Below are 24,145 nucleotides of genomic sequence, written 5' to 3'. Positions count from 1 at the left end.
GGAAATCGCGGTGGTCGCATCGCGCGGACGCGGAAGGTGTTCATGCCGCGTTCCTCTCCCGAGAAAGTCGTCGCCGTTCTGCGGCGGCGTGGTAGTCGTTCCAGCGCTGGGCGGAGGAGAAGCCGAGGGCTCGCGCGATTGCTTCGAGGTCGCTTTCGGACACGACGGTGCCGTCGACGTAGCGCAGGACCCTCATGCCACCTCGTCCAATGGCTGGCGGTGGCGCAGATGCCGGAACGCGGTGAGCGCGCACGGAACGACGACGCTGTTGCCGATGATGCGCAGCTGCTGTACTCGGGAGAGTCCGATCTCGGGCTCGGTGACCCATGATGGGGGCATCATCATCATCCATTCCGCGAAACTTGGTGACAGGCGGGGGTTTCCGTCACGATTCGGCTCAGCTGGCGGCGGGGCCGGGCGGGTCAGTGCCTCCTGGCGGGCGATCGCGTCCGCGTAGACGCCCCATATGCTGGCGTCGGATCCATGTGTGTGCTCGGTGTCGGTGTTGTCGAGGACCTGCCCGCGGTGAGGGGCGTGGGTAAGTGCGTAGATCGCTGAGGGCAGCATGAAGTCGCCACCGGATCCACGTTGGCGGGGTGAGCCTTTCGCTCCGTCGCTGGCTCGGGGCGTGGGCAAAAGAGTGCCCGCCGCGTGCGCGCGGGCGATGCCGCCGAGCAGCAGCTCCCCGATCCGGGCGCCGGAGCGCGAGACGTGTCCGCCGGTGCCGTCGGCGACCGAGGGCGTCGGCAGCAGCCTCAGATCCGGTCCACTGCGTCGGGCAGCGTGTCGTCGCCTCGGGTGCGTGGTCGGCTCTTTCGGGTCCGTCCGGGCGGATTGGCCTTGCCCTTGTGGTCTCGCGACATCGGAGTGGGCAGCAGTGTGGGCGAGGATGAAGATTCGGCTTCGTCGGTGGCAGGCTCCGATGGCAGACGCACGTAAGCTCGTCCATTCCGCATCGAGCCCGAGCGTGGCCAGCGCGCCGAGAACGGCACCGGCAGCCCGGACACTAGATCGATCTCGGCGCTCTCCCACAGCATTCGGCGGGGATTCCATTGCGCGTAGGGCGTAGGCACTCAAAATTCCTTCGACATTCTCGATGAGCACATGTCGAGGTTCGAGTGCCACGATTGCCTCGGCCATGTATGACCAGAGCCCGGAGCGTGTTCCCTCGCCGAGGCCGGCGAGATGTCCGGCGAGAGAGACGTCCTGGCAGGGAAACCCGCCGACGAGAACGTCGACGGGTTCTACTTCGCGCCAGCGGATTTCGGTGATGTCACCCAGGTTGGGCACCTGGGGCCAGTGGTGTGCGAGTACCCGGCTGGCGGCGGGGTCGTTTTCGCAGTGCCATACAAGGCGCGATCCTGGAAAGAGTTGCAGCGCTGCGAGATCGAGTGTTCCAGCGCCAGAAAATAGTGACCCGATCTTGATCTCATTCATGACTGTCGATGCCTTCGTCTGTGTCGGGCGGCGCTGGTTCGGTGCTCGCGCTGACGGATGGCCCGGCGGCTGGTTGCGGCGAACCGAGCACCAGGTGGGCTTTGAGGCGCGTCGGCTCTTTGGGACTGATGTGTCGCCGTCCGAGCTGGTGAGCCAGGCAGGGATGCCTGCGGTCGGAGCTGGTGAGGTGACGGCCATCCGGGACCAGCGTCGGCTTCTGGTGTACCGGCCAGGCCCCGGTGCGGTTCTCCGGCTGCGGAGTTGCTCGGGTGGGTGCGTGTGCCCGCGCGGAAGGGTTATGGGGCAGATTGATTACCAGGACGATGGGGGTTGCGGTCATCTCGACGGCGATTGTCTGGGGGCCGACGGGGTTGCCCGTCGGCTGATGCGGCGCGATAGCGGTCATGGTCACAGCGGGTCTCCGATCCGGTGGTGAGCTGGCTCAGCGAGGTTGGGGGAAGTTCTCCCGAGTCCAACCGCCCTTGGGGCGTTGGAGTTTGGAGACAGACCGGTTGTCACGCCACAGGTTCCAGGCGGTCACTCCCAAGCCAAGGACGTCACGATCGGAGGTCCGGACCTTGGTGGCACGAATGTTGTCGAGACGCTCGCGCAGGGCCAGGATCGGCGACCCGGTGCTCAGTCCCGCACCGGAGTCCAGCATTATCAAGAACTCCGAGGCCGCCGCAGGGTCGATCTCGTTCAGACGGACCGCCAGCGCGCAGGCCACAGCGGGACGGCACTTGATGCGCAGCGCGACAGCGGCGAGATCCTCCGCGCTGCCGACGATTTCGGGATAGGCGTCGGCGAACTCGACCACCCTGGTCGCCGATACTGCGGTACGCACCCGGTCACCGAAGAGCCCGTCCTCCATCCACACGATGTAGACGCGCAGCGCGGCGGCGACCAGCGTGGTGTTGCGCCGCGAAAGCCCCGACAAGGCCAGCTGGTCACCCGGAGTGCGTTTAGCACCTTGGTCCATGGTGATCTGCGATTCCGCGGGCAAGCCCCGCACGACCAGCATCGGCAACACCAGCCCGCTGCCCTTCGTACGCTCCAGGGCTTTCAGTCGATGTTGGCCATCGAGGAGCTGGCCATCGACACCGAACTTGATCGTGTCGCCGTTGAATCGCCAACGGCCGCCCACCATGTCGTCGAAGTACTGTTCGACCCGCGCCGCCCGGATGGGACGGTTCTTGTGGTTGCGTGCCAACCATCGAACGGCAAGGTCGGCATCGACCATCACCAGCTCGGGCAAGACGTTCTCACTGGAATCGGGTGACACGGCCACCAGGTGCATGCTCACGGCGTTCCTTCTGTATCGGGTTGCGGCAGAAGATCAATGACGGTTTGGACGGTGTCGCGGGCTCGGATGAGATCGCTGTGGTGCGGTTTGGCGAGCTGCTCGGCGTAGCTGGCGAAGCGGTCGTCGCCGGACAGGCGTTGGAGCCGTTCGACGCTCTTGCGCAGCTCGCGCACGGCGGCCCAGAACGAGTCCGGCAGTGGGGTGCGGCGAGGACGAGGAGGCGAAGAGGCGTCGGTTTCTGGCTCCGAACTGCCGGAATCAGAGCTCAAGAGTGTTGGGAATGAAGCGATTTCAGGCCCAGGAGGGTCGGGGGCGTCACGGTGTGCTGGTGGGGTGACCACTGCTGGGTAGGACTTGCCGTCGAGGCCGGTCACCGTGGCGCCAGGTGTGTTCTTGGAAGACACCTGGCCGAGGTCGGCACCGACAGTGCGAGTGCTGGATCCGATGGCGGAGGCGATAGCACGGGTGGACATACCGATTTCGTGCATCGAGGCCACAACCTCGCGGCGCTGCTCGCGAGGTAGGCGCAGCCGAGTGGTATCGAACTCGCTGGCGCAGTACTCGTCCCAGGACGAGTAGCCCAGGGCGGTCCAGGCGCGGGTGGTGAAGGCGCGCATGACCAGCTCCCACACTGCCTCCACACCCGCACAGATGCGGTCTGTCAGCTCGCGCGCCGCCGACGCGGAAACCATCGGCTCTGCGGTACTCATCGCCTCGCGCTTCCCCGGCTCGGATACGGGCAGGCATCGCCGGTCTTCGTGCGGGACATCGGACGACCTGTCAGCGTGTCGATCACCTCGAGCAACCTGGTGCGCGCATCGTCGTCTTGGAGGTCGATGCCCGCGTAGAAGCCATGTCGCCATTTGCGTTGCAGGGTGCCCAGACCGAGACGGGCGCAGTCGAGTCGCACCGGGCAGCCATCACAGATGCGGCGCGGGGTGTCTCGATCGGCCGGGATCGGACGCGTACCAGCCATGGTGTGCGAGAGGGGAAAGAAGATCTCGGGATGGACGCTGCGGCACGCGGCGTCCTCCTGCCAGTCGAAGGCGCTCACCGCCGCCCCTCGGCGATCGCAGCGAGATCTCGGCCGAGCCGATACAGGTCGCTTCCGACGGGACTGCCCAGCAGTCGCCGCGCGATATCGTTGACCTGCTCGACAACCGAAGTGCCGGCAGCAGGTTCTTCGCCAGCGGCCGGCCTCGCAGAGTTCAAGGCGAGCTTCGCCGCCTCGGATTGGTAGATCGCGTGCGCCAAGGTGATGGCCATCGAGGCTTCCTGCAGGTGCCGGTGCCGATCGAGGACTCCGGCCGCGGCATCGAGATTCTCTGGCAGGCTCCGGTTCCGTTGTGGCCCTTGCGGGGACTGCGCCAGAGCCAGTCGCACCGAGCCGATTGTCGCCGCTTCCAACAGATCGGCGACTTGACGAAGATCCTCGTTCGCGTTCATGCCGCCGACCCCCCGTAGTCGTAGTCGTTGTCCTCCGACGGCTGGGTCGGTGGCTCTGGATCTGTGTCGTGATCCCTGCGGCGCAACCGCGCCTGCAGGTCACTCACCGCAATGGCGTGCGGGCGGTCGCTGCGATGGCGACCAGCTCGGTCTTTGTTCGACATCTGTTCTCCCACAAGATGGTTCGACGTGTTGTGCGTCCTGGGAGCGCAAGCTCTGAGGGACTCGCGTGGCCTCTCCCAGGACGCACGCCCTCGGCGCGGTTCGGCGCGCCCGAGCCGAGGGAGCCTGATCTGCCGCTCATGTGCGGCGAGGTGGTCGCTTTCGGCGACGAAAAGCGGGCGGCAATCCGGCCGGGAACGGCGCGGGCGCACCGGCTGGCCGGGCAGTCAGCAACTGTGCTTGCTGGATGTCGGATTCGGTCAGGTACCACTGACGGCCAGCCTTGTGACCGGGCAGTGCACCGCTGCGCAACTTGCCCAAATACCAGCCCTCGGTCTGCTTGAGGATTGCTGCACCCTCGGCGACGGTGAACGTCGGCTCGACCTGGGCCGCTGGGCGGCTCTCGTCATCGGTGTAGGCGAGATCGCTCACGCCGCACCACTCAGTTTGCGTGTGCATATATCGCTTGCTGTGTGCTCTTTGGACACAAAAAGAAGACCTGCTGGGACCGCGAGAGCCTCCGCGATGCGCGTGGCCAGCTCCGACGTGCAGCTGCGTTTGTCTTCCTTGCAGAGCTGCCCGATGAAGCTCCGCGAACATCCAGCTTTCCTCGCCAATGAGTCCATGGTATCGCCTCTTTGGCGCATCAGCGCCCGAAGTGTCTCCCCTGATGTCAATCGCATCGCGATCCTTCCCGCCCCGGCGAACCTATTTTCGAATGGAACCGATCGTGCCAGGTAGACGCGCTGATTTCAAAGAGTCTGTGAGGTTACCGCGCGCAGCAGGTGGACGAAAGCTTATGCTTGCTGTTGGCATATACCTCACAGCCTGCGTATTCTCCGGCTCGACGTCGCATCAACCGGTGGATAAAAAGTTTGCTTTCTGGTTGAGCGAAATGGTTTGCAGGCCAGTGGAATCGGGCGTCGGGCAACCGACTGCACCGGAACGGAGGGCGAACATGAGCGAGTTGCTACGGCTCGTGCAGAACCACCTCGACCGCTGGGGGGTGAAGAAAGCGGAGTTCGCCCGGCGAGCGGGCACCACCCCGCAAACCCTCTATACCTGGGCAAGCCGACCCCTGCGGCAACTTCCCGACAAACACATCCTCGACGGGATCGCCCGCGAGGCGCGGTACCCGGACTGGCTCGTGATGGACGCTGCGTTGATCGATGCGGGCTATCGCAGCGCATATCCCGACGTGGTCGAGATCCGCCAACGGCTCCGCATGCTCACACCAGATGATTGCCGTGAAATTGCCCGTGAGGCAGGCGATCTGGCCGACTACGCTGAACTCAAACAACAGCGAACCCTCAGTGATCCAGACCATATTGCAAGGGGTGCAACATTTCCGCACACTCAGGCAGCGGACTCTGGCGCCTACCGGCCCAGCCCATGGATTGAAGATCTGCTGGACAACGGGCGCAAGGTGATCGAGCCGGAGAGCGAGGGGGAGCACGCTCGCGAGGGCTGAAACGAGTAGGGAGGGGAAGCATGGGTCTGCCGAGATGGACCGCTGACGGCCTACTACCGGCGGGGTGCTGGCCAGCAACTTTGGCGGAGGTCCACGAGAGGCTCGTGATCGACGCACAGCACTCCGACACTCGTCAGGTGGTCTTTTATGGGTTGCAGGCATACCTGGGTCAATTGCGGGAATTCATGACCAGGGGACATCTTTGGCTCGACGGAAGCTTCGTCACCCGCGACAGCCAGCCGGGCGTAGGGCGGGATCCGGCGTTAACGCTGGCGGTGTTTCCCGCGAACTTGGCCGAGTTGGAGTTGCTGACGGGGGAAAGGCGTAGCCGGTTGAGACGACTGTTCACGATGAGCGATGTGGTCATCGGCGGGGACGGCCGCACGAGTTCATACCTTGGGGCAATCCATCCTGTCGGCTTTCACATCGCCGCGTACCTGGGCACCGACACCGACAAAGAGCACTGGCTACGTGGGTGGGCTACCGGACTCGACGCGGAGGAGGCCGTGCTCGCCGACCGAGGGTTTGTGGAGGTGCCGTGGTAGATAGCACCCCCTTTCGCAAAGCCATGGCGCGCCACCGTGGCAGCAGCCTGGTCGAGGAATTGCTCAGATCTTCACTCTGGGCCGCCGACGCTCAATACTTCCCGGAGGCTCACCCCCGGCTGATCGTGGATTCCGACGACGGTGTGTCTGCTCGCGATGCACGCAAGATTGCCCTCGCGCTGACGAATGCCACCGGGCTGTTCGCCCACCACCGCCTCTCCCCACATATCACCCGCACGACCCACGACCTCGACCCGTCGCTCGTTCCCGAGCTCACTCGGCTGGTGATGACTCCCCACATGATGGTTTTCGGGCTCCCCCCTGAGCCCCGTACGGCGGACCTTCCTCCCGACACCATTGCCGCGTCGAGCGTGCGCGCGGCGTTGGAGCTATGCCAGACGCTTCCGTCCAAAGCTGACGACTGGCTCACGGTGGAAACGTTGCAGTCGCTACCGAGCACCTTGCGAACGGCCATCGGGTTGGTGATCTCGGTGATAGCCGAGACGAACCGATCGCTGGGGATCGAGATCCAGTCGTCAATAGGTGAAGACCGTTCGTTGGTGACCTGCGAGCATGCACTCGCACTGCTCAACTCGCCCCTGCTGGACGATTCTCTGGCCAAGGAAACCATCACGAGCACAGGCATTCTCGACGCCAGCAGGACGAGCCGCCGGACGTTCTATCTCGTCAGTCCTGACGACCCCGGAGACAGCGACATCTACGGATCGGTAGTCGAGTCCGCGCTTCCGTGCATCCCTCCATTGCTCGGGCGAAAGGTCACAGCACTCATCGGCTCTTCGATGTATCGCACCGCTGAGGGGCAGATACAGGCGAGCTACCGCCTCTTGTCCGTCGCCCCCGAGGACGGGCGCTGGGATTGCATGCCGCGTTGAACGCGAGGGAACATCACCGTGGCCGGCGAGGCTCCAAAGCCTCGGCGGCCACCGACAACAGCTCCATCGCCGCACGCACTTGCGCTGCCGCTCGTTCCTTACCGTCCCCAGCCTGGGCGTAGTCATCGAGCGCCGCGACGATGACGTGAGTCAGCGTACGACCCTCGGTGTTGGCACGGCTCATGGCCGACTGCCAGATTTCATCGGGCACCCGAACACTGTGCATCGTCGACACCATCGACCGCTCCTTCCGAACCCAGAACCCGCCGAGTAGGTCGCCAGCGGACCGGATCACGGTACCGCCCGTCGCCAACGAGCCCGTATATACAGGCTCGCTGGCGCGGGCTCTCGGCATCAGTCGACGATAGCTACCAAGTTCGACCAGTAGACAATGATGTTGAGCCCCATACCGTCCTGGCACTCGTGCCCCGCAAGCTCGACCAGGTGATCCCGAATCGCCTCCAAGTCGACACCGTCGCCGTCCCTCTCGGCCAGCGCGCAGGCGATATCGAACGCCGCGACCATCGCCATTCCCCGCTGCAGCACCTCGACGCCCACGCACGCGCGGTCGTACATACCGCGACCTCGATAGTTCGAGTGAAGGCTCACGCCCTCAACGTCTTTCACGATCCGCTCCAACGTCGCGATATCCAATGCGGTCACGGTTCCTCCATCCAGTTCACGAGCCCTAACCAGGTCCGTATATACAGACACTAGCTCGAACTCACCTCCAGAAGTGGCCCGAGCTGATTATGAATCGCCTTGTCTAACTGTGCATTTCACCGCCTACTGACCGTTGAATTCATGTAGCAATCCAGAGCTATTGTGTATATACAAGCCGCCCAAACTGCAGACGCCCGACAGGAGCCTCCATGAGCGCCATGACCGACGCCGAGAAGACCTACCTCGCCATCTCCAACAAGTTCCACGACCATGTACTCGGCTCATCGCGAGGAGGCGCCGCCGACCTCAAAGCCCGCGGGATCGCCGCGTGGAACGCGCTGGGATACTCCCCGGAGACGTGCGAGCAGGAGCTGCAGAAGTTCGCCGAACACCTGCGCGCCATCGCTGCACTGACAGACGAGCTCATCATTGCAGCGAGAAATTGCGAACAGTAAGGCCGGTGACGGACAGCAAGCACCGCTAACAGCTGCCGAACCGCCCCTGATACACACCTCGCCACCCGAACCGACCCAGCCGTCGCGCACCAGCGACGGCTGCGCCGCGTTTGCGGCAATCAGCTGCACCGCCACTACCCGGTGCCCTATGTCCAGTTGCGAAGCCATAGCCCCCAGCACTTGAGGATGTCCGCTACCCATTGCTGCCCGGCCTGCACCTCCGGATCATCCGGATCCACGCCGATCTCGCGCAGCGCCTCCCACTCATCTGAGTCCATGTATTCTCCGACGCCACAGTGCCCTTCCTGGATCCCACGGCTATGTGGTTGTCCGCTGCTTCGCATGTTCAACTCCAAATCAGCCCTACCGGATTCCAGCCCGTCCCAGCCGCGCCCCGTATTGCTGAAGGAATGGGCAGTCGACATCGAGGCGGAGTCGTCGTAGCATCAGCACAGGCCGCACGTAGTAGCAACTGACCTCGTGAACCTTGATCTTCCCGGCGCTCGATACAACTGACATATTTCCTGAGCGAACGAGCTCTCCCGTAACTCACCTCAGCCGGACCTAGACACCTCCTCCTTAAGTCGAATAGCGCGGTCTCGCAAGGGCTTTCCCACACACTTGATGCTGTCGGGGAGAGCCTCCGCCTATTCCGAGAAGGGTGTTCTGAGGTGCGTTCCTCCAACAACCTCACAGTCGCGCTAGACGTGGTGCGACACCAATACCTCTGCGCTCCAACCGATGCCGCAGATCCGCGCATGAACGAGTTGCGGCACAAGAGCTATCGCGGGGACCAGACGCTGCTGTGCGCTCTGTGCTACGCGGGCATCGGTACAGCGCCAGGCAGCGAAGTGCCCGTGATAGTGAAGGGCCGTATTGGCGGCGTCCGACGGCCGCACTTCGCGCACCCAGCGGGCCACGGACCGACCGGTGGACAGCATGAACCGGAGTCGGAGTGGCACCTGGCCAGCAAAGAGTGTCTCGCGGCATGGGCTCGCACCCAACCCGACGTCATCGACGTCCGCAACGAGGTGTGGCTACCGAACCGCGAGCGCCGATCCGATGTCCGGGTCACGTTCGCCAACGGCGACGAAGTTGCACTCGAGGCACAGTGCTCTCCCCTAACCGACACCGCCTGGACCAGTCGGCACCATGACTACCAGCTCAGCGGCGTAATTGATGTATGGCTCTGGCACCCGGACAGCCCAGTCCCGTGGGTGATCCTCAGCGACACCAAGCACCCACAGCAGTTATGGATGCTCGATCCCTGGAAGGGCAGTATCACGCTGATGGTCGGCGCGCCGCATCAGCACCAGCCCATCGCCGCCCACGACATCAACCATCGCATTCAGCACCTGCCGCCATGTACCGGAGACGAACTCGCCCCCTACGAATTCTCGCTGTCCGACATGACTTTGACGCCCCACGGGATCGAAATCCCTGCGGAACTGAGTAAGCAACTAGCCGAACAGCAGGAGCAGGAACGTCGACGCCTCCAAGCGGTCGAGAACGCACGCAAACAAAGCCCGCAACCCAACGCACCAGCACGACTACCGACCGCACTGAACCCATCCGGCAATACCGCTGGTGAGATCGAGGGGCTGTGGCCAGCGATCCGGGAGAAGGCGCGTCAACTCGGCGGCGGCACCGTCTATGCGCTGCTAGCGGGGGTATGGATAGCTCGGTTGGAAGAGAAAACCGTCGTACTGGCCCATCAACACGCCCCGTTGAGGCAGCGCCTCATGAAGCCGACGCACGTGGAGGCGCTACATGCGGCCGTCCGAGAGGTGCTGGGGCGTGAATACGAGATCCGCTGGGAGACCGCGGCACCGCTCCAGCCGCCAGCCGAAAAGAGCTCGCCCAGAAGGGCTTCGACCCAGTCGGCGCAGCGATTCGATATCCGAGCCGCACACGTGGAGGATTTCGACAGTATCTTCGACCTCCTCCAGTTGGCCGGCGCCAGCTACAGCGGTGGTAACCGCGAGTTCGTCGTCGAACATTCGACATTCACCTTCGCACAGGTCTGGGCGTTGATCGAACTGGCTCGACACCCCGAACTACCCACCGTGGAGACGCTATGGCGACCACAACCACGAGAGTGAAGCACACCCACCGATCGCCTGTATGTTGACTTCCGGAACCGCGTGGCGCACGGCTCTCTCGACGGATAACGGGCCGGTCCCATGCGGCTACCCAGTGGCGCTCAGCGAAGGCGTGCTGCCAGCAGGATCAGCTCAGTGACGAACTCCACAATTTCAGCGCAGAGCACTCCGCGGCCGAGGCGCCGAATGACTCGCACGGGGCGTTGACCGCGTCAACACCTGAGCCTAACGTTTGGGTTGTCAGTAGCGCTGAATCAGGCTGAATTGCAACGAGTTTCGCTGGTCGCACGACTTTCCTGCGGAAATGGATGGGTTCAAATCCCCTATCCTCCGCCACGAAAAGGCCCTGATCTTGTGATCAGGGCCTTTTCTGTGTCAAGCGGTCGTTGAGTTCGATGCCTGCCGCAGTGCGCCTCGGCATCGGGTCTGCCAGCTAGTTCAGCAACTCACGGACGCTGAGTCGTTCGCCGGGAGTCAACGATCGAAGCCCCGGTGCTAGTGCGAGGTTGTGGTCGCGCAGGAATTGGCGGACGCTGCGGCCCGCGGCGCGATGCCGGGTGATCGACCAGGTCACGGTGTAATCGGAGTTGCTGCCGCATCCTGCGGGTGAGTCGGAGCCCGGGTAACGGATCGTCTGGCGATAGGTGGTTCCGCCTGCCGTGTCGATGGCCTTGTCCCAGCCGGCCTTCGTCTTACCGACGCTGCCGATCGCGACGAACCCGTCACAGTCGGGGAACAAGAACGACCCGAGGCGGACCAGCGGAATGAACTGCAACCACGATCCGTCTTTCCATTCGATGCCTGCACCGTTCAGGTCGACGCCGCCGGAATCGGGGTAGCTGACTTCGCTGCTCGGCTGTCCGGCCTGCTGGACGAAGTCCAGCGCCTTCTCGCCGAGGATCTCGTTGGCCGCGGCCAGCCCGCCCGCGAGCTTTCCGGTGTTCCCGTTGTAAATCGTGTAGTTGAACACGAGCGGTGTCGCGCCGTCGGCGACGACCACGGAGGGGAAGGTCAGGTTGACTCCGTGGTCGCCATCATCGACGTCGCCCGCGTAATGCGACTGCGTAGGGAAGGACCGTTTTCCGGCCCTGAGTCCGAAGGCCACCGTGTTGGTGTCGTCGTTGCGGGAGCGGGTGGTGTCGATATGGAATTGCTCCAAGGTGACGCTGTAAACGGCCACGATTACCCTCACTCCAAGTCGCAAACGGAACCGGCCTATTGTCCGGCCGCACCGCGGAGGCAGAGAATTACCCTTGCCGCCTGCATTTCCGATGCGAACCGCGATCTCATCCCCTGTTGCCGACCAGCGTGGCAGATCGACGCCGCGTCTCGCAGCTGCTCGTTCCGCTGAGCGAACCGCAGGCGCCTTCCGACGCAAAACCAGATGATCTCTGGTTTCCTTCGATCTTGTGGATCGGCGTACTACGAACGGTCTCAACTACACCCACATTTACACCCCGGAGACATCGTTTCTGACCACTCGCCTGCATCGAGACCGCGCAGCTAACGGCCTCGTACAGTGGTGCCTGACTGCGACTTCGCAACAAAACCGCCATGAACCTCGATACATATTGAGACGGCCCGCAACCGCGCCGCGTGTAGCGCCTTGAAACAGCGCACTTGAGCTCTTGAATGGGAGCAGAACGTGTCCGAAGCCGCTGATCGCCTGTTCAACGTCCGGGCAGCGCTCCTGCAGTGGTTTTACGACGAAGCGCTTGCTGGCCGACACGGGACCATCCTGCCTGGCACTGGCACTGCCGGATGGCCCGATCCGTATCCCACAAGATCTGAGCTTGAGGCTGCCGCAACTTGGTTGATCGACAAGGGCTACGCGGCAAGGATGGGGCCAGGTCGGCCTCAGCGGTATCGCCTCACTCCTGCAGGTGAGTCAGTAGCTCGATCACCTCAAGATCTAAATGGTGAACAAGACCAGTCAACCTCGGCTCCAGCCTCGGCGGTCTTTAATCTCAGTGGCCATGGCATCAATTTCACGAATTATAGTCCCAGCGCCCGACAATCGATGCCGCAACCGCAAGATTCAGCAACGACGGCAACTTGGACTGGAACAATTGCCGGCATTCTCGGCGTCTTTGTCGCGATAGTCGGCGTAGTTGTGGCGTTCCTGGCATGGTCGCCATGGAATCGAGCTTCGACCCCTGCAGGGAGCCAGCCTCCATTGGTCACCACGACATACGTTGCCGACGTGACACAAACGTCTCAACCATCATCTCCAAAGCCGCTGCCGTTTACATCGTCGGTCAACCGACTGCTGTATCGATGTGGTCGGCCGCATCTGTTTCAGGAGAGCGTCGCTGCGCTAGGCCCGCCGCCCGATAACGAAAAAGCGTGGCCCGAATGGATTCGCGCCCATCATGGCATCGAAACCGGCAGTCCGGACGCCAATGGTGTCGTGTCAAGCCAACTTCTGGTCACTATCAGCGGACGTGAGGCACGCCCAGTGACACTAACTGGCTTGCGTGTCGAAGCGGTGAACCGCAAGGCCGGTGGGATCGTCGGAACTTTCGTCAGAGCGCAGTGTGGTGGCCCGGTTGAGGGCCGCTACGTAGAGGTGAACCTTGATACTGTTCCACCCTCGACTATTGATAATAGCGCCAAAGCAGTCAATATCAGCGCGCTCAAACCAATGACCTTCCCATACCGAGTTACCGATACCGACACCGACACGTTTTACATCATCACAAATACAGCCAACTACGTTGAGTGGCGGCTTCATGTCGAATGGAGCGACGGTATTGATTCTGGCGACACTGTTATCGATGACAACGGGGCACCGTTTTCAACATCCCGCGCTGCCGCTGGCACGAAATACTTCAACCCCTCCCTCAGTGGCCCAGGTTGGACACCATGCCTGGCCGAGCACTGCTGACGCCAGACGAGAATTTCCTCTGAGGGAGCCCATCAACTTGATGAGCGCGATGAATTCGACCTTGCCGCAGGCTTCCTCTGTCGGGTGGAAGTCTGCGCAACCTCGCAGCAGGAGCGACGTCGCGACCGGACCGCGACCCCACCTAGGCAGCGAGGTTCGGTATCACCGCGGCAGGATGGGGATCGGGCTCGGCTCGGCCACGGTCACCAGAACGACGACATCGGCGTAGGGTGTGTCGCCGTGGCCCAGGCGATGAGCGAACCGCGCCACCGGAATTCGCCACTTGTACTTGGCGGCGATCTCCGACTCCACATAGGGCAGCAGCGTGCCCGCGGTCACCAACTGGGCTTGGCCTTGCCGCTGGTGGGAGCCCAGCGCTGGGGTGCCCCGCCGGTCGCCCGGCTGAACGAGCACCCGCCCATCGCGCGCCAACTGCTCGGCCTCCTCCGACTGGGACGACACGCGGAACGCGAGCTGAGTCTCGCCGATCGGGATCACCAGTCGCGGCACAGTCATCAACTGCCGCGGACCGGTAACCCGGGTCACCAGCACCGTTTTGGCGTCCCGCCAGACCTTCGCGTTGTCCGAGCGTCCACCACTCCACCTCTGCGGGCGGACATCCGGGCGCGCAACCTGCCTGCTGTCGACCGTTAGGTCGACAAGGGTATCTGTCATCGCGTTCGATCCTTTCCCCTGAGGAATCCACTGCTCGATCGGGTTCGGGCTCCGGCTAATCGGAACGGGCCCGCATTCAACGGCCGTACCCCGGCAGCCGTTGCCCAACCTTCTTCGATCACTTCCGATTGTCCGGGTGGTGGCTCGGCGCGCAACAATGGACAGGAGCCGCCGAACGCTACTGATGCGACGAGATGTCCTGCGTATCAAGGGCATTCGGTGGTATCAATCGCCCGAACAGCAGTGAGAACGTGACCTACGGAACTCGGCGGAGTCCCAGATCACGTGCAGGGGCACTGCCGCGCTCGATTCGGATCGACGGTCAGTTGCCCTAGCCAGTGTCAGGATCAGGACAGTAGGTGCCTAGGCGGACTTCCCGAAGCGCACGGAGAGTGCCTGCACGCCGACCGGCGCATTCCAGATCAGCTCGACTTGCTCGAGGTCGGATCCGTCATTGCACAGTGAGTCACTGAACAGGAATGCCGAGTCGGAGGTACCGTTTTCGAACCGCACCGCGCCACCGGGAAGCTGCAGACAGGTATCGCTCGCCGGGCGGTCGACGTGCACAAGCTCTCCGGCAGCGGTGATGTACGAAAATCGACCGGCCGCCGCATCCGCACTGGCGGGCGTCAACCCCATCAACACAAGCGTTCCCGCACCCACGGCGAAAGCGTCCCTGAGCCTACTCGGCAATCCCATGATCTTCCCTCTCCCGGTCGAAGTCGACGCTTCCGGGACCCTCCCAGCACGTCACACCACAGCATCGACCAAACCTCTTGGTAGACAACGGCACGCACAGTAGCTGTCGCCGCCAGCGCCAAGAAGGTTTTCCGCTACGGAAAGGTCCTGATCTCCTGGACAGGTGCATTCCATCGCTGCGCGAGCGATCAGCCCTTCAATTCGCGAACCAGGTCCACCAGCACTTGTGCGCCCGCCTGGGCATCCGGCGTCGTTTGGCCTTCGGTCGTTCTGAAGTGGAGTTCGCCGTCCCAACCATCGATAGTGGCGGCGAGGTCGACGCTCAGCCGCGTAGTAGCGGGATCTGCCTCCTTGGGCAATGGCTCGGTGACCACCTTGACGCTCACGCCATCAACGGTCAGAACCCTGGTCGGGTAGTTCTCGTTCGTCGGCGAAGGTTTGGACAGGGTGTGATCACCGTCGATGATGCGAAATAGCAACGCCGAACCGATGTACCGCCGGTCCGGCCGATCTCGTTCACGCACGAAGTACGAGCAGTCGTTGCCGGTGCCGATCTTGTCGGTCAGCGGCTTCTTCAGCCCGGGTTCGACTTCCAAAGCCGCATCGGCATACCGGGTAGCGAAGAATTTTCTCGGAATATCACACAGCTGCTGGAGCGTATGGTCGCTCGACCGTATCTTCTGCTCGTCTGGATCGTGTGGACTTAGATCGCAGCTCGACAGCATCAACGCCATCATCGAGAGAACCGTGAGCCGCCGCAGATTCATGTCACCTGCCATTCGGAGCTCATCGTGATTCAGGTGCAGTCAGCGACGGTGAGTCACTTCCACGGGACGCGGGCGAGGATGTCACGCAGGATCGTCTGGTTACGCGAGCAGAGGTTGTCCGTGTCGGTGGGAATCTGGGTAGCGGGAGTGGTCGGCAAGGTGAGTAGGACGCCGGCGGCACGCCTTTCGCTGTAGCCGACATATGCGGCGCAGTCCTCTACGCCCAGATCGGCCGGATTCTTGCCGTGGCTGAGGTTCGCCGGGCGGCCGAGCTGTTCAGCCATCCACAACGACGCAGCGTCCTGACCCTGCTCAACTTCGCCGAGGACTTCGTCTCTGATCTGCAAAGACACGCCCACCGGGGAGGTTTCACCAACCATCCAGCTGCAGATGTCGTACTTGCCGACTATCGACATGTCTGGCCGCAGACCTTCGTTGCGTGCCGCACGCAGGTCCGGGCGGCCAGCCAATGCGGACGCTTCGGCGGGAGTGATGATCGAGCAAGGGTCGAGACCTTCGAAGGCGGCGGGTGGCTTGTACCAGTCAGCCGCAGTCGTACTGCTTGCCGCAGAAGCAGCGGTGGAGGTGAAGTCGGCCGGCGGAACTGAGTGGTTGTCGCCGGAGCACCCGGTAGCTGCCGCACCAGCCAGGGCGGTGAGCATCACCACCGACACCGAAACTCGAGATTGTGGTCGAAACATATTGCGCGTCAACTGATATCACTCCTCGTAGTCGTGAGACGAGAGAGCCGATCACAGAGTTCGGCAGAAATATCCCCTCGTCTGAACACTAGCCGAACGGGTTCGCGAAGGCATTCGCTCAGCCCACCGATGATCGGCAATTGGCGAGACGGCCGATACCGAAACCTCGCGCCGCCGGTCAGATACTTTGACAGACCAGGACGCCCGCCCTACGGTCGTTGCTCGTGAGCGTCGATGCGTGGGGGGCGCAGGACCAGGCTTCCGGTTCGCCGTCCCGATGAGATTTCTCAGGCTCTTCTACCAGCATGGTGTCTTGACCCAATTGGGCAAGATCGTGGCACTGCTGACTGCGCTCATCATTTTCTTTTGGGTGATCGTCTGGATCGGTAATCCGTATCTCGACGATAAGAAATCCCCGAACAGTGCCGCACCGTCCTGGACAGCCCAGGCACCGGTCCTGCCGAGCACTACGTTTGTGCCGCCGCCACCAGGATTTCCGTCGATGGAGTTCCCGCCACCACTGCCTGAAGTGCGCAGAGGTCAACCTCAGCCCGTACCCACCAGATTCGGGCTCAGTTATTCCGTGCCATCCGACACCAACTGGCAGCCGAGTAACAGCACTGCCCTGGGGTGGACCGAGGCCAGCTACGGCGCAGGCAGCGTGTACGGGTACCGCTATTGCGACGAGGACAAGAGCTCGAGACTCGCCGTCGTCGGCGTTACCAGCATCAACGGTGTGGACTTCGATACGGCCGCCCGTACCGAAGTAGGCCTGGCGGAACAGATCTTCGCAGACAAGGCGGGACGTAAGCCGAAGGTAGAAATCCGCGGGCCGTTCGCACTCGATGTGTCCGGCCGACCGGCGGTCCGTTACACCGCAGTCGTCACCGATATCCCTGCGGACGACCGCTGTGACCCGCCGCGCGCCCAATTCGACATCGTTGCTACCCCTGCCTATGCGACCGCAGAAGTAATGCTCCTCATGGTCGAACACCACGTAGGGCTGCCGAAATCCTTGTCCGACAATGATGTCGACACCATCATCAGGTCGCTGCGAAAAACCGATCAGTAGATAACGGGGAGAACATTGGGCGAGGTATTCCTGGCACGCTCCGACCAGATCGCGGGTCTTGGCAAGCTAGTTGACGATATCGGTGTCGACAGCACAAATATCGCAAAGTTCATCGGCGAACACGGTCAACCGAAGGGCGAGCTGTTCACGGGCCCGATCATCAGGGATCTATTGCAGCCCGTCCGCACCGCCGCCGACATGACTCGCGGGCGGATGCAGGACATGGCGGACCGCACGAGCAGCACCGGCATCGAGTTGAACAAGGCCGCCTGGATGTATCACAACCAGGACCAGAAAAACTATTCGGCGCTCAACGCCCATACCACTGACGTGCCGAGCGCCGCCCCGGCTCAATACGGCGCAGATACCGAGCAGCCCGGGCAAACTGAGGCGTACGGCAATGCAGTCCCCTATCCGAAACCGGAGTCGTTCAAGCTCGATCCGCCGACGGTGAACCAGGAAGACACCGCTGGGCTCATAGGGGAGGTTGTACCGTCGCTGCGCGACGTCAATGAATCCATCAAGAGCGTTACCCGGGCAATCGGTAAGGAAGTGGACCCGCTCGTGTTGGTGCTGCAGCCGATCGAGGGCAACTGGAACGAAGTGCGGCGGATCGGCGAGTCATACAAAGTCGCCGGTAATGCGATGGAGGCGTCCGGGAAGAATCTGGAGAACGGCGTCAAGCTGGTCGGCGGACACTGGGACGGTAAGGCCGCCATCGCTTTCGAAGAGAACTGGGCGCGTCGGCAGATCGCGGCGATGAAATGGGAGGGACCCGTCGGTCGCGTCGTTGCCGACGTCATGGGGATCGTGGCCGATGAGATCCGGCAAGGCATCAAGGACGCCCTCACCAAGCTCAAAGACATGCTCCTCGACTACATAGACGTCAAGAGCGCCAAAGGGATTTTCAAGCAGGCGATCAAGAAAGTCCCCGGAGTGGGCTGGTGTATCGAAGCTGCCGATCTCGCCAACAAAATCTACACGATCGTCACCAAGGTGAAGGAGATCGTAGACAAGATCGAGGAACTGAAGAACAAGCTGAAGGAACTACTGGCGGCAATCTCGAATCCGGTGGGGACGGCGACGGAGAAGGTGAAGCAGCGCCTGGAGCCCGTGGTGAAACGCGCCGGTGTCGCGGTAGACCTGTCAGAGCTCGTGCAGGTCAACCACACACTCGAACGACCGAGGGAAGGCTACGAGGTCGGCAGCGGCGGACAACCCTGGGAGAACGGATGATTCACGAACCGCACCTCGACCCCGAGATCGAGGCGGTCGCTCGTCGGGTCATGAACGGTGTCGACGAGTTGAGAACCGTTCGGCTCGAGGTCGAACGCATGGACGTCTCCGCGATCCTGAGCCAGCCCACTGTCGTCACGACCGAGTTCATGTTCGAACTGGCTGCGGTACCGGCTGCGTCGCCCGAACTCCAGGCGTACGCCGCGCGCGTCCGCGGCGGCGAATGCTCCTGGTCCGCAATCGAACTGCTTGCCCACCCGCTGCCGCCGGAAGTAATCGACCTGAAGAACTCGCCGCAATTCATCTGGGAGTGGTCTCCAGAGCCACCACCGCCGCCTCAGCCGCCACCGCCGCTGCGGACGAGGCCCGGCGACAATACAGTCGGTCCGAGCGACTGGCCCGACGACTTCGACGAGTACCCCGGTCACAAATCCTGGCTCGCCTGAGCAGGAAACGGCGCAGGAACACGGGCACAAACCGGGCTGAACGACGGCGAACATCAGCTCGCCGAGACGTCTTACAGCTGGTCGATGCCGGCGTTCAGCACGGCCGCCGCATGCATCCCCGTGTTCAGAAGGTGTAAGCGTCGACCTCACCCAGGTAGCGGGCACGGGTGTACTCGTCGATGAACGAGGCTTCGAAGGAGTTGCGGGCCAGGGTGCGGAGGTGGTCGGTGGTGAGGTTCAGAGCGTCTCGGATGCCGTCGAAGTTCTCTTGGACGTAGCCACCGAAATAGGCTGGATCGTCGGAGTTCACGGTGGCGACCAGGCCGAGTTCGAGCATCTGACGCAGGGGGTGGTCGGTCAGTTTGTCGATTACGCGCAAGCGCACGTTGGAGAACGGGCAGACGGTCAGCGGGATTCGCTCTCGCACAAGGCGTTGCACCAGCGCGGGATCGTCGAGCACGCGGATGCCGTGGTCGATGCGTTCGACGTGCAGCACGTCGAGGGCCTCGGCCACATATGCGGCGGGTCCTTCTTCACCGGCGTGTGCCACGGCGCGCAGCCCGAGCTCGCGAGCGCGCTGGTACACGGCGGCGAACTTGGCGGGCGGGTGACCGACCTCGGCCGAATCGAGTCCGACCGCGACGATTCGGTCCAGGTACGGCTCGGCGGCGGTGAGGGTGTCGAGGGCGGATTCGACCGAGAGGTCGCGCAGGAAGCACAGGATGAGCTTGGTGGTGATGCCGTAGCGCCGCTCGCTGTCGTGCAGCGCCTTCCACAGGCCGTCGATGACGGTGGCGAAGGGCACGCCGCGGGCGGTGTGGGCTTGGGGGTCGAAGAAGATCTCCGCGTGCCGGACTCCGGCCGCGGCGGCGCGGGCCAGGTAGGCCTCGGCCAGGTCGGTGAAGTCCTGCTCGACCCGCAGCACATCGGTGAGCCGGTAGTACAGGTCGAGGAACGACTGCAGATCCTCGAATCGGTAGGCGTGGTGCAGCTCGTCCACCGAGGCGAACGGCAGTTGGGCGCCGTTGCGTTCGGCCAGCGCGAACGCCAGTTCGGGTTCCAGCGTGCCTTCGATATGCAGATGTAGTTCGGCTTTCGGTACGGGCATTCCGCGGATCCTAGCCGCGGGGCGCTCGAGGCCTGCGTCACTGCCAGCGGGTGCGGGCGAAGATGTCCCGCAGCGTGGTCTGGTTGCGGGAGCAGAGGTTGTCGGTGTCCGTAGGTGTGGGGGTGGCGGCGGTGGCGCGCAACCGCAGCAGCACGGTGACGGCCCGGTTGCCGCTGTAGCCGACGAAGGCGGCGCAGTCTTCCACGCCCGCTTCGACGGGATTCTTGCCGAAGCTCAGGTGGGCTGGGTGACCGAGTTGTTCGGCCATCCACTTCGAGGTGGCGTCCTGCCCCTGCTCGACTCCGCCCAGTTGGTCCCGGAGCTGGAACGACACGGCCAGCGGATCGAAGCCGTCGACCAGCCAGCTGCAGGTGTCGATGGTCGCGGCGGCCGACATGTCCGGGTGCATTCCCCCGTTGCGGGTGGGGCGCGGGTCGGGTTTGCCGGACAGGGCGGCGGCTTCGGCGGGGGTGGTGATCGAACAGGGGTCGAGGCCTTCGAAGGCGGCGGGTGGCTGGTATCCGCCTGCGGCGTCGTGGTGATGATCATGATGGTCGCCGGTGTGGGCCGCCGTGCCGTCGTCGCCCGCGCATCCGGTGGCAGCCAGCGCGGCAACGGTGATCAGCAAGCACCCGGTGGTGATGACTCGGTTCATGACTAAATCCGTTCCAGGAGTTGATGTTCGGGGTCAGCTGATGGTGTAGATCCAGATTCCGGGGGTGGTCAGTTGACCGTTGTCCGACCAGCGGTAGGTGCGGGCGAGGCCGGTGCCCTCGTAGCCGCGCAAGTAGGTCAGCAGGTCGGCGCGGGTGCGGTGACCTGCGGCGATGCCGTTCAACGCGATGGTGGTCAGATCGTAGGCTTCCACCGCGTTCCAGCCAGCCCCTTGGCCGTTCAAGGCGCGAAAGTCGAAGTAGAACTTTCCGGTGACCGGACCGCACGTGCACGTCAGCACCGCGCCTTGCGCCGAATTTCCCGGCTGGGCAACGAAATCCACGCTGAGCGCGCCTTCGGTGGCGACGAAAGCGGCGTTGACGCCGCCCTGTTTCAATTGCCGGGTGAAGGCGGCCGCTTCGGCGCTGTAACCGGAGTAGAGCACCGCGTCCGGCGCGGCAGCGGCGACTTTGCCCACCACCGCGGCGAAGTCACGCTCACCCTGCTTGACCTCCACCCGGCAACCGGGGTCGGCCGCGGCCCCGAGGATGGCGACGACGTCGTGCGCCATGCCCTTGCCGAACCCGCTGTCATCGCGGACGACGCAGATCTTGCGGAAGTGGGCCGTGTCGAGCAGGTACTTGGCCACCGCACGGCGGTAGACGTCGTCGGTGGCCACACCGCGGAAGAAGGTGCGCCAGGCGGTGCTGGTCGGGTCGACGGGAGTGACACCCGGAAAGAGGAACGGTAACCCCGCGTCGCTGAAAATCCCACCGGTGGAACGGGCTTCGGACGACAACGGGCCGACCAAGGCGATGATCGACGAGTCGTCCACGATCTGCCGTGCGACATCGGCCGCAGTCTGCGGGAACCCGCCGGTATCGAACTCACGCACAGCGACCCGGCAGCCGGGGTTCGCCCTGGTGAACTGATCGACGGCCAGCTTCACCCCACCGAGCAGGCCGCGGGCGGTTCCGGCGTTGTTCCCGGTGAGCGGCGCGGTGGACGCGATGGTCATCGGTTCGCAGGTGGCCTTGCCGTCGCCGGCCGGACTGGCCGCGGCACTCGGCCGAGCCACCTCCCGGCCTTCGGCATCGATCTGCCTCATCGCCTGGAAGGGTGCGGGCCCGGTGGTCGTCCCTGGCGCGACGGCACCGGACCAGTCGATCGGCTGCTGCGCAATAGGTCCGGTACGGACGGCGGTCTTGGTCGTGGCACGGTCGGCCTTCACCCACAGGAACCCGGCCACCAGCGCGATCACCACCCCGAGCACCAACCCACCGATACGAAGTGACCGCTTCGTGGCAGCCCGCGCGTCCTGCTCCTGTGAAATCGCTTGCGGCAGAGTCGGTATCTGCGGTGCCGTCAAAGCTTGCTGCGCCGCGACCGCGAATTCCGTACAGGACGCGAATCTTTCGTCGGGTTGCTTGGCCAGCGCCTTCGTCAGCACGGCGTCCACCTCGGACGGCAGTTCCTCCCGCAGGCTGCGCGCCGACGGTGGCGCGTGCTGAAGATGACCCGCGATGATCGCGGCGGGACTACCCGCCGCGAACGGTGACGAGCCCGTCAACAGCCAGAACAGGCTGCACGCCAACGAGTATTGATCGGAGCGGTGGTCGACCGGGGTGAACGACAACTGCTCCGGCGACGCGTACGCCAGCGTCGCGGCGAGCGCTCCGGTTTCGGTCAGCTGCCGGGACTCGTCACGCAGACGGGCAATACCGAAGTCGGTCAGCAGCACCCGAGCACCCTGTCCGGCGGTGGTCCGGGCCAGCAGGATGTTGGCAGGCTTCACGTCACGGTGCAGCACTCCGATGGCGTGGGCGTAGTCGAGTGCCTTCGCCGTCTCGATGATGATCTCCGCCGCCCGCTCCGGCGGCACCGCGCGCGGGTCGATGTCGGCGGCGTCGACACCGTTGACGTATTGCATGGAGATCCACAGCAGGCCCTCGTCGAAGCCGCGGTCGTAGACCTGCACGATGTTCGGGTGGTCCAACCGCGCCACCAGCGCGGCTTCACGCTCGAACCGGGCCCGAATCTCGTTGTCGGCATACAACTCCGGGTCGAGAAGTTTCAACGCGGTCAGCCGCGGCAGTCGCGGGTGCTGCGCCAGGTACACCGCGCCCATGCCGCCGCGACCCAGCCGACGCTTGATCACATACCCGGCGAAGACCTCACCAGCGCGCAGCATCCAGCCCCCTCAGCCTTCGAGTCCGCCGTACCGCTCGACCGAGTTCGATGCCGACCGCGGGTCGCACCGACGGGCGGCCGACCGCCGTATCGGTACGGATGCGTCGTCGCCCGTCGCACCAATACTAGCTGCGAGATCATCTGCCGGACTGGGGAATCGACTGTGGCTCTGGTGTAAGGTATGCGACCGACAAGTTCCGAAACAGCCTGAAGTGCAAGCGAACTCGCCGAACAGCGGCGTTCGGCCACATGTTCGGGTCGCGGTCTTCCATCATCGACGAGACCGCGATCATCGCAGGTGATCCGGGACCTTCGGGCCGCCCTGACCGCAGGGCCGGCGGATCCATGGGAGGGGATCGCATGCTGGTCGAGTTGGCCGTGGGGGACGCGTACGGCGCCGGGTTCGAGTACGCGGATCCGGCGCTCGTCACCGAACACAACACGTTGGCCGGGTACATCCAACATCCGACACATCTCGGCGTCCGCCCAGGTGCTTACACCGATGACACCCAAATGACCTTGGCGGTAACGGAACTGCTGGTGTCGGACGAGCCGTGGGAACCGGCACGACTGGCCGAGCATTTCGTGCAGGCGTATCACCGCGATCCGCGCGACGGGTACGCCACCCGGTTCCAGCAGTTCCTCGACACCGTGCACACCGGCGCCGATTTGCTGCGCCGCATCGACCCGGCCAGCGACAAGAGTGGCTCCGCGATGCGGGCCGGGCCGATCGGACTGCTGCCGACCGTTCGCGAGGTGATGCAGTACGCGGACGTGCAGGCGCGCGTCACCCACGACACTGCCGCTGGAGTAGCAGCGGCCCAGGCGGCCGCGCTCGCCGTGCACTACTGCCACCGGCAGCTCGGGCCGGTGGCCGAACTTCCCCGCTGGATCGGCGATCGCCTCGATCCGAGCTGGACCCAACCGTGGCACGGCAAAGTCGGATCCAAGGGCTGGATGAGCGTGCGTGCCGCGCTCACCGCACTCACCTCGAGTCGCAGTCTCAGCCAAATCCTGCGCACCGCAGTGGCTTTCACCGGCGACGTGGACACCGTCGCGACCATCGCCCTGGCCGCCGGATCCTGTTCGCCGCAGATCGAACAGGATCTACCGAATGAATTGGTGATCGGTCTCGAGAACGGCCCCTTCGGCCGCGACTATCTGCGCACGCTGGACGCGCAGTTGCTCGCTACCTTCTCCTGATCCTGAGTGAACGTGGGGTGCCGGACGGCA

The 24,145-nt window shown here is 63.7% G+C and carries 31 protein-coding genes and 1 pseudogene; 10 read left to right on the top strand and 22 right to left on the bottom strand.

The window, feature by feature from the left end; translation table 11 throughout:
• Positions 1-40: 40 nt before the first annotated feature.
• The 11 genes and pseudogenes from NN4_RS44930 to NN4_RS13195 form a co-directional block, all read right to left on the bottom strand.
• A complete protein-coding gene (locus NN4_RS44930; RefSeq protein ID WP_186818389.1) occupies positions 41-196 on the bottom strand; it encodes a hypothetical protein in 156 nt (51 codons plus the stop codon).
• Positions 193-567 (bottom strand): hypothetical protein, encoded by a 375-nt coding sequence (locus NN4_RS46065; protein WP_246180861.1) that lies wholly within the window; start codon positions 565-567, stop codon positions 193-195. The genes NN4_RS44930 and NN4_RS46065 overlap by 4 nt, the downstream gene beginning before the upstream one ends.
• A gap of 360 nt (positions 568-927) precedes the next feature.
• Positions 928-1,437: pseudogene (locus NN4_RS46060) on the bottom strand (DNA cytosine methyltransferase); the annotation flags it as partial.
• Entirely contained in the window at positions 1,430-1,849 is a 420-nt protein-coding gene (locus NN4_RS44925; protein ID WP_186818406.1) for a hypothetical protein, read from the bottom strand. The gene NN4_RS44925 and the pseudogene NN4_RS46060, both read right to left, overlap by 8 nt.
• Positions 1,850-1,879: 30 nt before the next feature.
• Positions 1,880-2,740, bottom strand: coding sequence for a hypothetical protein (locus NN4_RS13215; protein WP_147130218.1), 861 nt, complete (start codon positions 2,738-2,740; stop codon positions 1,880-1,882).
• Positions 2,737-3,450 (bottom strand): hypothetical protein, encoded by a 714-nt coding sequence (locus tag NN4_RS13210; RefSeq protein WP_147130217.1) that lies wholly within the window; start codon positions 3,448-3,450, stop codon positions 2,737-2,739. Before NN4_RS13210 ends, NN4_RS13215 begins: the two co-directional genes overlap by 4 nt.
• Positions 3,447-3,794 (bottom strand): WhiB family transcriptional regulator, encoded by a 348-nt coding sequence (locus tag NN4_RS44920; protein WP_186818388.1) that lies wholly within the window; start codon positions 3,792-3,794, stop codon positions 3,447-3,449. Before NN4_RS44920 ends, NN4_RS13210 begins: the two co-directional genes overlap by 4 nt.
• Positions 3,791-4,186 (bottom strand): hypothetical protein, encoded by a 396-nt coding sequence (locus NN4_RS44915; RefSeq protein ID WP_186818387.1) that lies wholly within the window; start codon positions 4,184-4,186, stop codon positions 3,791-3,793. Before NN4_RS44915 ends, NN4_RS44920 begins: the two co-directional genes overlap by 4 nt.
• Entirely contained in the window at positions 4,183-4,350 is a 168-nt protein-coding gene (locus NN4_RS44910; protein WP_186818386.1) for a hypothetical protein, read from the bottom strand. The genes NN4_RS44915 and NN4_RS44910 overlap by 4 nt, the downstream gene beginning before the upstream one ends.
• Positions 4,351-4,486: 136 nt before the next feature.
• The gene (locus NN4_RS13200; protein ID WP_186818405.1) at positions 4,487-4,807 is read right to left on the bottom strand and encodes a helix-turn-helix domain-containing protein; all 321 of its coding nucleotides are present in this window, start codon (positions 4,805-4,807) and stop codon (positions 4,487-4,489) included.
• Positions 4,777-4,995, bottom strand: a complete 219-nt coding sequence (locus tag NN4_RS13195) for a helix-turn-helix domain-containing protein (RefSeq protein ID WP_281289347.1) — start codon at positions 4,993-4,995, stop codon at positions 4,777-4,779. The genes NN4_RS13200 and NN4_RS13195 overlap by 31 nt, the downstream gene beginning before the upstream one ends.
• A gap of 311 nt (positions 4,996-5,306) precedes the next feature.
• On the opposite strand from NN4_RS13195, the gene NN4_RS44905 reads away from it, so the two are divergent.
• From NN4_RS44905 to NN4_RS13180, 3 genes are read left to right on the top strand one after another with little or no spacing between them, the layout of a single operon-like run.
• Positions 5,307-5,819: a hypothetical protein gene (locus tag NN4_RS44905; protein ID WP_186818385.1), complete on the top strand. Its 513-nt coding sequence runs from the start codon at positions 5,307-5,309 to the stop codon at positions 5,817-5,819.
• A 20-nt stretch (positions 5,820-5,839) separates the two neighbouring features.
• A complete protein-coding gene (locus NN4_RS13185) occupies positions 5,840-6,364 on the top strand; it encodes a DUF6932 family protein (RefSeq protein WP_371865649.1) in 525 nt (174 codons plus the stop codon).
• Positions 6,358-7,257 (top strand): hypothetical protein, encoded by a 900-nt coding sequence (locus NN4_RS13180; protein ID WP_147130212.1) that lies wholly within the window; start codon positions 6,358-6,360, stop codon positions 7,255-7,257. Before NN4_RS13185 ends, NN4_RS13180 begins: the two co-directional genes overlap by 7 nt.
• A gap of 13 nt (positions 7,258-7,270) precedes the next feature.
• On the opposite strand, the gene NN4_RS13175 is transcribed toward NN4_RS13180, so the two are convergent.
• Positions 7,271-7,495: a hypothetical protein gene (locus NN4_RS13175; protein WP_147130211.1), complete on the bottom strand. Its 225-nt coding sequence runs from the start codon at positions 7,493-7,495 to the stop codon at positions 7,271-7,273.
• A 116-nt stretch (positions 7,496-7,611) separates the two neighbouring features.
• Complete coding sequence (locus NN4_RS13170; RefSeq protein WP_147130210.1) at positions 7,612-7,920, bottom strand: hypothetical protein; 309 nt, start codon at positions 7,918-7,920, stop codon at positions 7,612-7,614.
• A 209-nt stretch (positions 7,921-8,129) separates the two neighbouring features.
• Between NN4_RS13170 and NN4_RS13165 the strand changes: the two genes are divergently transcribed.
• Complete coding sequence (locus NN4_RS13165) at positions 8,130-8,375, top strand: hypothetical protein (RefSeq protein WP_147130209.1); 246 nt, start codon at positions 8,130-8,132, stop codon at positions 8,373-8,375.
• 146 nt (positions 8,376-8,521) lie between these two features.
• Here NN4_RS13165 and NN4_RS46585 read toward each other — a convergent pair whose 3' ends face one another.
• The gene (locus tag NN4_RS46585) at positions 8,522-8,653 is read right to left on the bottom strand and encodes a hypothetical protein (protein WP_281289345.1); all 132 of its coding nucleotides are present in this window, start codon (positions 8,651-8,653) and stop codon (positions 8,522-8,524) included.
• 480 nt (positions 8,654-9,133) lie between these two features.
• Between NN4_RS46585 and NN4_RS13160 the strand changes: the two genes are divergently transcribed.
• A complete protein-coding gene (locus NN4_RS13160; RefSeq protein ID WP_147130208.1) occupies positions 9,134-10,477 on the top strand; it encodes a competence protein CoiA family protein in 1,344 nt (447 codons plus the stop codon).
• 433 nt (positions 10,478-10,910) lie between these two features.
• On the opposite strand, the gene NN4_RS13155 is transcribed toward NN4_RS13160, so the two are convergent.
• Entirely contained in the window at positions 10,911-11,657 is a 747-nt protein-coding gene (locus tag NN4_RS13155; protein ID WP_147130207.1) for a hypothetical protein, read from the bottom strand.
• A 465-nt stretch (positions 11,658-12,122) separates the two neighbouring features.
• Here NN4_RS13155 and NN4_RS13150 point away from each other — a divergent pair, with 465 nt between their 5' ends.
• Complete coding sequence (locus NN4_RS13150) at positions 12,123-13,364, top strand: hypothetical protein (RefSeq protein ID WP_147130206.1); 1,242 nt, start codon at positions 12,123-12,125, stop codon at positions 13,362-13,364.
• A gap of 162 nt (positions 13,365-13,526) precedes the next feature.
• Here NN4_RS13150 and NN4_RS13145 read toward each other — a convergent pair whose 3' ends face one another.
• From NN4_RS13145 to NN4_RS13130, 4 genes are all read right to left on the bottom strand, one after another.
• Positions 13,527-14,039 carry a hypothetical protein gene (locus NN4_RS13145; protein ID WP_147130205.1) on the bottom strand — a complete coding sequence of 171 codons (513 nt, stop codon included), beginning with the start codon at positions 14,037-14,039 and terminating at the stop codon, positions 13,527-13,529.
• Positions 14,040-14,402: 363 nt separating this feature from the next.
• The gene (locus tag NN4_RS13140; RefSeq protein ID WP_147130204.1) at positions 14,403-14,678 is read right to left on the bottom strand and encodes a hypothetical protein; all 276 of its coding nucleotides are present in this window, start codon (positions 14,676-14,678) and stop codon (positions 14,403-14,405) included.
• Positions 14,679-14,926: 248 nt separating this feature from the next.
• On the bottom strand, positions 14,927-15,517 hold the full coding sequence (locus NN4_RS13135) for a hypothetical protein (protein WP_147130203.1): 591 nt from the start codon (positions 15,515-15,517) through the stop codon (positions 14,927-14,929).
• Between the two features lie 41 nt (positions 15,518-15,558).
• Complete coding sequence (locus NN4_RS13130) at positions 15,559-16,218, bottom strand: DUF3558 family protein (protein WP_147130202.1); 660 nt, start codon at positions 16,216-16,218, stop codon at positions 15,559-15,561.
• 301 nt (positions 16,219-16,519) lie between these two features.
• Here NN4_RS13130 and NN4_RS13125 point away from each other — a divergent pair, with 301 nt between their 5' ends.
• Genes NN4_RS13125 through NN4_RS13115 form a run of 3 tightly spaced genes read left to right on the top strand, consistent with a single transcriptional unit; the run spans position 16,520 to position 18,960 of the window.
• Positions 16,520-17,278 (top strand): DUF8017 domain-containing protein, encoded by a 759-nt coding sequence (locus tag NN4_RS13125; RefSeq protein ID WP_147130201.1) that lies wholly within the window; start codon positions 16,520-16,522, stop codon positions 17,276-17,278.
• A gap of 15 nt (positions 17,279-17,293) precedes the next feature.
• Positions 17,294-18,514: a hypothetical protein gene (locus NN4_RS13120; protein ID WP_147130200.1), complete on the top strand. Its 1,221-nt coding sequence runs from the start codon at positions 17,294-17,296 to the stop codon at positions 18,512-18,514.
• Positions 18,511-18,960 (top strand): hypothetical protein, encoded by a 450-nt coding sequence (locus tag NN4_RS13115; RefSeq protein ID WP_147130199.1) that lies wholly within the window; start codon positions 18,511-18,513, stop codon positions 18,958-18,960. Before NN4_RS13120 ends, NN4_RS13115 begins: the two co-directional genes overlap by 4 nt.
• A gap of 124 nt (positions 18,961-19,084) precedes the next feature.
• Here NN4_RS13115 and NN4_RS13110 read toward each other — a convergent pair whose 3' ends face one another.
• From NN4_RS13110 to NN4_RS46055, 3 genes are read right to left on the bottom strand one after another with little or no spacing between them, the layout of a single operon-like run.
• Positions 19,085-20,068 carry an adenosine deaminase gene (locus NN4_RS13110; protein WP_147130198.1) on the bottom strand — a complete coding sequence of 328 codons (984 nt, stop codon included), beginning with the start codon at positions 20,066-20,068 and terminating at the stop codon, positions 19,085-19,087.
• Between the two features lie 37 nt (positions 20,069-20,105).
• A complete protein-coding gene (locus NN4_RS13105; RefSeq protein WP_147130197.1) occupies positions 20,106-20,723 on the bottom strand; it encodes a hypothetical protein in 618 nt (205 codons plus the stop codon).
• Positions 20,724-20,756: 33 nt separating this feature from the next.
• Positions 20,757-22,913, bottom strand: a complete 2,157-nt coding sequence (locus tag NN4_RS46055; protein WP_246180849.1) for a bifunctional serine/threonine-protein kinase/ABC transporter substrate-binding protein — start codon at positions 22,911-22,913, stop codon at positions 20,757-20,759.
• Positions 22,914-23,272: 359 nt separating this feature from the next.
• Here NN4_RS46055 and NN4_RS13090 point away from each other — a divergent pair, with 359 nt between their 5' ends.
• Positions 23,273-24,115, top strand: a complete 843-nt coding sequence (locus NN4_RS13090) for an ADP-ribosylglycohydrolase family protein (protein WP_147130196.1) — start codon at positions 23,273-23,275, stop codon at positions 24,113-24,115.
• Positions 24,116-24,145 lie beyond the last annotated feature (30 nt).

Origin of the sequence: Nocardia ninae NBRC 108245 (genome assembly GCF_007990755.1) — a bacterium.
Classification (GTDB): Bacteria; Actinomycetota; Actinomycetes; order Mycobacteriales; family Mycobacteriaceae; genus Nocardia; species Nocardia ninae.
Note: the sequence above shows the minus strand (reverse complement) of the source record. Positions and strands in the feature narration are given on the sequence as shown.

Excerpts from the sequence above, each read along its gene's own strand:
- NN4_RS13145 (WP_147130205.1), bottom strand. The coding sequence starts at position 14,039 with ATGACAGATACCCTTGTCGACCTAACGGTCGACAGCAGGCAGGTTGCG.
- NN4_RS13090 (WP_147130196.1), top strand. The coding sequence starts at position 23,273 with ATGCTGGTCGAGTTGGCCGTGGGGGACGCGTACGGCGCCGGGTTCGAG.
- NN4_RS44915 (WP_186818387.1), bottom strand. The coding sequence starts at position 4,186 with ATGAACGCGAACGAGGATCTTCGTCAAGTCGCCGATCTGTTGGAAGCG.
- NN4_RS13175 (WP_147130211.1), bottom strand. The coding sequence starts at position 7,495 with ATGGTGTCGACGATGCACAGTGTTCGGGTGCCCGATGAAATCTGGCAG.
- NN4_RS46055 (WP_246180849.1), bottom strand. The coding sequence starts at position 22,913 with ATGCTGCGCGCTGGTGAGGTCTTCGCCGGGTATGTGATCAAGCGTCGG.
- NN4_RS13160 (WP_147130208.1), top strand. The coding sequence starts at position 9,134 with ATGAACGAGTTGCGGCACAAGAGCTATCGCGGGGACCAGACGCTGCTG.
- NN4_RS13165 (WP_147130209.1), top strand. The coding sequence starts at position 8,130 with ATGAGCGCCATGACCGACGCCGAGAAGACCTACCTCGCCATCTCCAAC.
- NN4_RS13110 (WP_147130198.1), bottom strand. The coding sequence starts at position 20,068 with ATGCCCGTACCGAAAGCCGAACTACATCTGCATATCGAAGGCACGCTG.
- NN4_RS13115 (WP_147130199.1), top strand. The coding sequence starts at position 18,511 with ATGATTCACGAACCGCACCTCGACCCCGAGATCGAGGCGGTCGCTCGT.
- NN4_RS13195 (WP_281289347.1), bottom strand. The coding sequence starts at position 4,995 with ATGCGCCAAAGAGGCGATACCATGGACTCATTGGCGAGGAAAGCTGGA.
- NN4_RS46065 (WP_246180861.1), bottom strand. The coding sequence starts at position 567 with ATGCTGCCCTCAGCGATCTACGCACTTACCCACGCCCCTCACCGCGGG.
- NN4_RS44905 (WP_186818385.1), top strand. The coding sequence starts at position 5,307 with ATGAGCGAGTTGCTACGGCTCGTGCAGAACCACCTCGACCGCTGGGGG.
- NN4_RS13135 (WP_147130203.1), bottom strand. The coding sequence starts at position 15,517 with ATGGCAGGTGACATGAATCTGCGGCGGCTCACGGTTCTCTCGATGATG.
- NN4_RS46585 (WP_281289345.1), bottom strand. The coding sequence starts at position 8,653 with ATGGACTCAGATGAGTGGGAGGCGCTGCGCGAGATCGGCGTGGATCCG.
- NN4_RS13210 (WP_147130217.1), bottom strand. The coding sequence starts at position 3,450 with ATGAGTACCGCAGAGCCGATGGTTTCCGCGTCGGCGGCGCGCGAGCTG.
- NN4_RS13185 (WP_371865649.1), top strand. The coding sequence starts at position 5,840 with ATGGGTCTGCCGAGATGGACCGCTGACGGCCTACTACCGGCGGGGTGC.
- NN4_RS13105 (WP_147130197.1), bottom strand. The coding sequence starts at position 20,723 with ATGAACCGAGTCATCACCACCGGGTGCTTGCTGATCACCGTTGCCGCG.
- NN4_RS13200 (WP_186818405.1), bottom strand. The coding sequence starts at position 4,807 with ATGCACACGCAAACTGAGTGGTGCGGCGTGAGCGATCTCGCCTACACC.
- NN4_RS13140 (WP_147130204.1), bottom strand. The coding sequence starts at position 14,678 with ATGGGGTTGACGCCCGCCAGTGCGGATGCGGCGGCCGGTCGATTTTCG.
- NN4_RS44930 (WP_186818389.1), bottom strand. The coding sequence starts at position 196 with ATGAGGGTCCTGCGCTACGTCGACGGCACCGTCGTGTCCGAAAGCGAC.
- NN4_RS44910 (WP_186818386.1), bottom strand. The coding sequence starts at position 4,350 with ATGTCGAACAAAGACCGAGCTGGTCGCCATCGCAGCGACCGCCCGCAC.